The 5,289-nt window shown below is 73.7% G+C and carries 6 protein-coding genes; 1 reads left to right on the forward strand and 5 read right to left on the reverse strand.

The window, feature by feature from the left end; all coding sequences use genetic code 11:
- From SSNG_RS08975 to SSNG_RS08985, 4 genes are all read right to left on the reverse strand, one after another.
- Positions 1–848, reverse strand: an 848-nt coding sequence (locus SSNG_RS08975; RefSeq protein WP_007263500.1) for a DUF3068 domain-containing protein, incomplete at its 3' end; no start/stop codon positions are given.
- A gap of 13 nt (positions 849–861) precedes the next feature.
- The gene (locus tag SSNG_RS39285) at positions 862–1,002 is read right to left on the reverse strand and encodes an SPW_0924 family protein (protein WP_128636903.1); all 141 of its coding nucleotides are present in this window, start codon (positions 1,000–1,002) and stop codon (positions 862–864) included.
- 146 nt (positions 1,003–1,148) lie between these two features.
- Positions 1,149–1,505 (reverse strand): hypothetical protein, encoded by a 357-nt coding sequence (locus SSNG_RS08980; protein WP_007263501.1) that lies wholly within the window; start codon positions 1,503–1,505, stop codon positions 1,149–1,151.
- 44 nt (positions 1,506–1,549) lie between these two features.
- Positions 1,550–2,785, reverse strand: coding sequence for a lytic murein transglycosylase (locus tag SSNG_RS08985; protein WP_007263502.1), 1,236 nt, complete (start codon positions 2,783–2,785; stop codon positions 1,550–1,552).
- Between the two features lie 146 nt (positions 2,786–2,931).
- Between SSNG_RS08985 and SSNG_RS08990 the strand changes: the two genes are divergently transcribed.
- Positions 2,932–3,792 carry a DUF4184 family protein gene (locus tag SSNG_RS08990; RefSeq protein WP_050779579.1) on the forward strand — a complete coding sequence of 287 codons (861 nt, stop codon included), beginning with the start codon at positions 2,932–2,934 and terminating at the stop codon, positions 3,790–3,792.
- A gap of 42 nt (positions 3,793–3,834) precedes the next feature.
- Here SSNG_RS08990 and polA read toward each other — a convergent pair.
- On the reverse strand, positions 3,835–5,289 hold a 1,455-nt coding region (gene polA, locus SSNG_RS08995; RefSeq protein ID WP_042800775.1), incomplete at its 5' end, for a DNA polymerase I.

A 5,289-nucleotide genomic window follows, 5' to 3' on the forward strand; every position in this document is an offset into this window, starting at 1 on the left:
GTACGGTTGGCGGCGACCAGGTCGAGGGTGTGCTTCGCGTAGTCCTCGCGCAGGGTGACGTGTCCGGCGAAGGCGGTCAGTCTGCCGTCGGGGGCTCCGGCGGCGATGCCGCCGCGCATCTCCTGCTGGATGTCCTGTTCGGCGTTGACGGGCGCTCCGGTGACGGGGTCGACCCAGAAGCGGGCCTTGACCGTGTACCAGAGGGTGGTGCCGGTGCTCTGCTCGATGGTGGCGGGGTCGATGCCCTCGATGGGCATCTTCTTGGGCATGGGGACCTTGGTCCAGGGGACGGTCTGCTCGAAGTAGTAGACGTCCATGCCCCGGTAGGTGCGCGGGCCGACGTAGTGGATCGGCGAGGAGGTGCGGGTCTGCGCGTCGAAGTAGAGGTAGTCGCGCGGCTCGGTGAAGAAGGGCCACTTGAACTCGATGCCCTCGCGTTTGACCGGGTCCCCGTCGACCATCTCGCCGGTGGCGTGCACCGGGTCCTGGGTGTGGGCGTCGAAGATGTAGCGCTCGGGGATCTGGGAGACCATCTTGCCATCGGGGCCGATGATGTAGGAGAGCGTGTCCCAGACGACGACGTCCTTGCCGGCGTCGGCCTCGATCTCCTTCGACGCCTCGACGTTGCCCTTGAGGGTCTGGACGATGGTGACCTTGTCGACCTTCTTGGGCTGCATGCCGCCCGCGTAGTCGAGGAGGGTTGCGTCCTTGGCCTCCAGGACCATCTCCTGGTACTGGCTGGGCGGGATCTTGGCGAGCCGGGGGTACGCGTACCAGCGCAGCAGCGGTGCGAGGGCTGCGCAGAACACGGCCAGGGCAAGCAGTACGAGGCTCGCTCTGCGTCGCACGGCCGGGCCTCCTCTACTTTCCGGGCGCGGGGGGCGCGGTGGTGAGCAGCGGTCTGGGCGAGGTCTCGCCCTCCGGCACGCCGGCGGCGGTCACGGCGAGGACGAGGGCGAGCGCGGCGGCCAGCCCGACGGCGGCGGCGACGAGTGCGCGCACGGCGGAGCCTCCGGGATCTGATGGGTCGTCAGGGAGGCGTACCGTAGCAACGCGGGGGTGAGATGAGAACCGTCTCGGCCCTCGGGTGCGGGCACCGGCCGGCCTGGGTGTCCGTACTCAGGCCGACGGCTACTGCGGGCACGGGTTCAGGACTGGTCCCAGGCGTCGACGGTGAGCGTCTGGTCCGCCGGGCAGGCGGCGATGCGGTCGGGGTGCAGCCTCACGTCGAAGGGTGCGCGGCCGGTGCCGGAGCCGCCGGAACCGGGCGGGGTTCCGTCCGTGAACAGCGGCAGGACGTCACCGGCGAGGGCGGTGTAGCGGCTGGGGTAGCCGGAGCGCCACAGCTCCTCGGCCCGGCCCGCCTTCACGAGTTCGGTGAGCCAGTCCAGGCCGTACAGGCCGACGTGCCAGTACGCGAGGGTCGCCGCCTCGCGGTCCTGGGGCGTGGCACGGTCCCGTTCCTCCGGGGTCCCGCGCCAGACGGTGATGCTCCAGCCGAGCATGCCGTACGTCCTTCCGTTGGATGGCGCCCCGCGGGGCGGGGTCTTCAGCCGGCCGTCGCGGGGGTCGGCGTGGCGCTCGGGGCGGACGACGGGGTCGCCTTCGCGGAGGCCGCCCGGGTGGGGGCGGCGCTGGGAGAGGAGCTGGGCTTGGGGGTGGGCGTCGGGGTGGGCGACGGCGTCGAGGTCGGCCTGGTGGACGGAGTGGGCGTCGGCGTCGGCGTCGGGGACGGCTTGGTCGACGGACTCGGCGTCGGCGTCGGGGTGGGCGTCGGCGTGGGCTTCGGGGAAGGGGTCGGCGTCGGCGTCGGGGACGGCGTGGGGGTCGGCTTCGGGGACGGCGTCGGGGACGGCGTCGGGGTCGGCTTCGGGTCCGCCGGCCGGGGGCCCGCCGGGACGCCCGCGCCCGCGCCGCTCCCGCCCGCGTCCGGGACCTCGTGCGCGCCCTGGAGGTAGTACGTGAACCAGGAGCGCACCGTCCGCAGGTACTCCGCGGACTGGTTGTACGACAGCACGGCCCGGTCCAGGCCCGCCCCCGTCCGCAGGTCGCGGTCGCCCGCGCAGAGGTAGCGCCCGGCCGCCAGCGCGGCGTCGTGGACGTTGTTCGGGTCGCGCCGCCCGTCGCCGTTCGCGTCCTGGCCCCAGGCCGCCCAGGTGGACGGGATGAACTGCATCGGCCCGACGGCCCGGTCGTAACGGGAGTCGCCGTCGAAGGCCCCGCGGTCGGTGTCGGAGATGTTCGCGAAGCCGTTCCCGTCGAGCACCGGGCCGAGGATGGGCCGCAGGGTGGTCCCGGCGGCGTCCACCTGCCCGCCGCGGGCCTGCCCCGACTCGACCTTGCCGATCGCCGCGAGCAGTTGCCAGCGCAGCCCGCAGCCGGGGTCGTCCGCCGCCACCCGCTGCTCGGCCGCGCGGTACGCCGCGAGCACGCTCGCCGGTATCCCCTGCGCGCCCTCGACCACCGGCCGGTCCGCCGCCGGCACCGCGGCCGGCGACGGCACGGGCGCGGCCTCCGGCTGCACGGGGGCGCCCGACTGCCCGTCCGGCAGGACCACCGCGGGTGGCTGGGGGCTTGTGAGGGGCGGCAGTTCGGTGAAGTACGAGGAGTCCCCGCCGGCGCCCCGGGCCGCCTGTTCGGCCGGCTCCTCGCCGGCCGCCACCACGCGCTCCTCTTCGGCGCCCGCGGGGGCCTGGGACGCCGTCACGGCGGCGGCCACCAGAGCCGAGACCAGAGCCGCGGCCGCGCCCCTGCGCAGGCCGCGTCCGAATATCCGTGCCGACATGACGGGTCCCCTCCCCTAGACGTCCGCGTGACCCTACGTCAGCTCCCTTCACAGGACACGTGGTGCGCCGCGGAAATTCACCACATCCCCACGTTCCCTCGCAGCTCACGCATACTGTCCGGATCCCGAACCCGCTAGGAGATCCCGTGCCGTTCACTCTCAGCCACGCGGCCGCCGTGCTTCCGGCCATACGCCGGGCCGGGCACGCCCGGGGGCCGCTGGTCGCCTCGGCGCTCGTCCTCGGGTCGTTCGCCCCGGACACCTTCTACTTCGCGGACGCGGTCGTGAACGGCGTGATGGGCTACGGGCACTTCGCGCACTCCCTGCTCGGAGTGGCCACCGTGGACGCCGTCCTGACCGCGCTCCTCGCGGCGTGCTGGCTGCTGCTGCGCGAGCCGCTCGTCGCGCTCCTGCCGCGGGGCGGCCGGGGCCGGGTGCACGCCTTCGTCCGGGGCGAGGACTGGCGGGGACGCCCGGCGGCCGCGCTCGCGCTGTGGTTCTACCTGTCGGCGGTGGCGGGCTCCCTCACCCACGTGGTGTGGGACAGCTTCACGCACCTGGACCGCTGGGGGACGAACGCGCTGCCGCGGCTCGGCGACCCGCTCGCCTTCGGCCTGCCCCTCTACTCCTATCTCCAGTACGGCTCCTCGGCGGTGGCCGCCTGCGTGCTGCTCTGGTTCACCGCGACCGGCCTGCGGCGGCTGCCGGCCCGCCCGGCGCCCGCCTCCGTGCCCGTCCTCGGCCGCGGTGAGCTGTGGGGCGCCGCCGCCCTGATCGGCGGCTGCGCGGCCGTCGGGATCACCGTGCGGGTGATCCGCTTCTACACCTTCTACGACCGGATCCGCACCCCGCTCGACATCATCCCGACCGTCTGCTTCGGCGCGGGCGGCGGCCTCGCGGTCGGCCTGCTGCTGTACGGGGCGCTCGTACGGCTGCGCCACCGCGGCGACGGGGACCGGCCCCACCGCCCGGCCCCGGAAACGCGGACGCCCGTCCCCGCCGCCTGAGGCGGGTGGGGGACGGGCGTTTGGACCCTGCGCGTACGGGGATCAGTGCGCGGCGGACTCCCAGTCGCCGCCGACGCCCACCGACACGTCCAGCGGGGCGCGCAGCTCGACGGCCGCGCCCATCTCGCGCCGCACCAGCTCCTCGACCCGCTCCGCCTCGCCGGGGGCGATCTCCAGGACGATTTCGTCGTGGACCTGGAGCAGCATCCGCGACTTCAGCCCCGCCTCGGCGATGGCCTTGTCCACGCGCAGCATGGCCACCTTGACGATGTCGGCGGCGGTGCCCTGGATCGGGGCGTTCAGCGCCATCCGCTCGGCGGCCTCGCGGCGCTGGCGGTTGTCGCTGTTGAGGTCCGGCAGGTAGCGGCGGCGGCCGAAGACCGTCGCCGTGTAGCCGGTCGCGCGGGCCTCGTCCACCACGCGCTGGAGGTAGTCGCGGACCCCGCCGAACCGCTCGAAGAAGGTCTCCATCAGCCCGCGCGCCTCGGCCGGCTCGATGTTCAGCTGCTGCGCCAGACCGAACGCGGACAGCCCGTACGCCAGCCCGTACGACATGGCCTTGATCTTGCGGCGCATCTCGGCGTCGACCTGGGAGCGCTCCACGCCGAACACCTGCGAGGCGACGGTGGTGTGCAGGTCCTCGCCGGACAGGAACGCCTCGATCAGGCCCTCGTCCTCGGAGAGGTGCGCCATGACGCGCAGCTCGATCTGGCTGTAGTCGGCGGTCATCAGGGACTCGTAGCCCTCGCCGACGACGAAGCCGCGGCGGATGGCGCGGCCCTCGTCGGTGCGCACCGGCACGTTCTGCAGGTTGGGGTCGGTGGAGGAGAGCCGGCCGGTGGCCGCGGTGGTCTGGCTGAAGCTGGTGTGCACCCGGCCGTCCGCGGCGATCGACTTGACCAGGCCCTCGACGGTCACCCGCAGCTTCGCCTGCTCCCGGTGCCGCAGCATGATCACCGGGAGTTCGTGGTCGGTCTGCGTGGCCAGCCAGGCCAGCGCGTCCGCGTCCGTGGTGTAGCCGGTCTTCGTCTTCTTCGTCTTCGGCAGGTCCAGCTCGCCGAAGAACACCTCCTGGAGCTGCTTGGGCGAGCCGAGGTTGAACTCGTGGCCGACCGCCGCGTGCGCCTCCTTGACCGCCTGCTGCACGGCGCCCGCGAACTGCTGCTCCATGCCCTCCATGTGGTCGCGGTCGGCGGCGATGCCGGCCCGCTCCAGCCGGGCCAGCAGCTCGGAGGTGGGCAGCTCCATCTCGTGGAGCAGCTCGACCGCGCCGACCTCGGGCAGCTTCGCGGTGAAGGCGTCGCCGAGGTCGAGGACCGCGCGGGCCTGCGCCATCAGGGCGTCGGCCTCGGCGGTGTCGTCGGCGCCGAAGGCGAGCTGGCCGTCGGCGGCCGGGGGCTGGAGCTCGCGGCCCAGGTACTCGACGGACAGCACGTCCAGCGCGAAGGAGCGCCGGCCCGGCTTGACCAGGTAGGCGGCGAGCGCGGTGTCCATGGT

The sequence above is a fragment of the Streptomyces sp. C genome, from assembly GCF_000158895.1.
Lineage (GTDB): Bacteria > Actinomycetota > Actinomycetes > Streptomycetales > Streptomycetaceae > Streptomyces > Streptomyces racemochromogenes.

Excerpts from the sequence above, each read along its gene's own strand:
- SSNG_RS08980 (WP_007263501.1), bottom strand. The coding sequence starts at position 1,505 with ATGCTCGGCTGGAGCATCACCGTCTGGCGCGGGACCCCGGAGGAACGG.
- SSNG_RS08985 (WP_007263502.1), bottom strand. The coding sequence starts at position 2,785 with ATGTCGGCACGGATATTCGGACGCGGCCTGCGCAGGGGCGCGGCCGCG.